Origin of the sequence: Sporosarcina koreensis (assembly GCF_001531445.1) — a bacterium.
GTDB lineage: Bacteria > Bacillota > Bacilli > Bacillales_A > Planococcaceae > Sporosarcina > Sporosarcina koreensis_C.
Map to the genome: position 1 here is coordinate 1 of NZ_LQYA01000160.1, position 1077 is coordinate 1077.

Here is a 1077-nt window from a genome sequence, read left to right on the forward strand (position 1 = left end):
CTGCACGACCGCTGGGGCATGGATTCGGTAGGACATGCCCACTTCCAGTTTCTGGAAGCGACCCGCCTGGGCAAGATCGCCCGGGCGGATCTTTATCATGCGGTCTGGTCAGTGCTCCAGCACAGCCATAGCGTCACCGCGACCTACGGAACGGCGCACGCCTGAGTTCCCCTAAGGAGGACACACTTCAGGGCGCCGACGGATATCCTACGACCGCAGCATCTCGCGTAGTTCCGACGAGCGCAAATGGCGGCCATCTGCCGTCTGGATCATCAGGCGCCAGATTTCCTCCGGATCCTCCTCGGCAACCAGCGCCATCATCGCACACAGCGAGCCTTCCGCGATCTTCTGCGGCGCACGGCGACCGCCACGCATCGTATTGCCACCAATGGTGCGCCACAGGCTGGCAGCCTGGTCCCGTGCGGCGTTCATAGTGAAATGGCCATGAGATATGGGTCCTGACCAAGCGGCATTTCAGGCCGCGAGCAAGCCGCGAAAATGCGACACGCTATCGAAGCAGCGATCAGAGAAATACGCTCCGTCCCCCGCCACGCATGCCATTTCGCACATGATCGATGCGTTCGGCATAGAGCCTTGCCAGACCGAGATGCGCAGCACGCGCTTCACCGCATAGGGCAACGGAAGCCTTCATCAACGAGAGCTGATGGCGGGCGAACAGATAGTTGAGATCCATGGGGCCTCCCTGATTGCAGCGGGAGCACAGGGTCTCTCAGTCACCGGGTGCCGACGAACGTCACGGTGATGGCATAGCCTTAGCACGACCGGCTCTCGAGCGATACCCGCCGTCGCGGATCCCGCCGCCGATAATCCCCGCTTCGGCTAGGCCTCACCCAGAAAAGGCGCAATCAACTCGGAGAAGGCGTCGGGGCATTCGAGATTGGACAGATGCTCGGCATCGGGCAGTTCAATACGGGCTCCGGGATTCGCTGCAGCGATTGCGCCTGGTCTGACGCAGCGGGCGTCGCGGGATACCGGTTCTGCTGCGCCAAGCGGTGCTTGGGGGGCTATACTCTGGAACCGATCAACGCTCAGCGCTGTTCGAGCGCCTTCCGGGCT

The 1077-nt window shown here is 62.2% G+C and carries 3 protein-coding genes; all 3 read right to left on the bottom strand.

What is annotated here, in order from left to right:
• Nucleotides 1-207: 207 nt before the first annotated feature.
• The gene (locus tag AWV70_RS23870; protein WP_160327672.1) at nucleotides 208-375 is read right to left on the bottom strand and encodes a hypothetical protein; all 168 of its coding nucleotides are present in this window, start codon (nucleotides 373-375) and stop codon (nucleotides 208-210) included.
• A 148-nt stretch (nucleotides 376-523) separates the two neighbouring features.
• Entirely contained in the window at nucleotides 524-694 is a 171-nt protein-coding gene (locus tag AWV70_RS24185; RefSeq protein WP_201024382.1) for a hypothetical protein, read from the bottom strand.
• Nucleotides 695-840: 146 nt separating this feature from the next.
• The coding region (locus AWV70_RS24760) for an alpha/beta fold hydrolase (RefSeq protein WP_235588711.1) at nucleotides 841-1077 on the bottom strand (237 nt) is incomplete at its 5' end.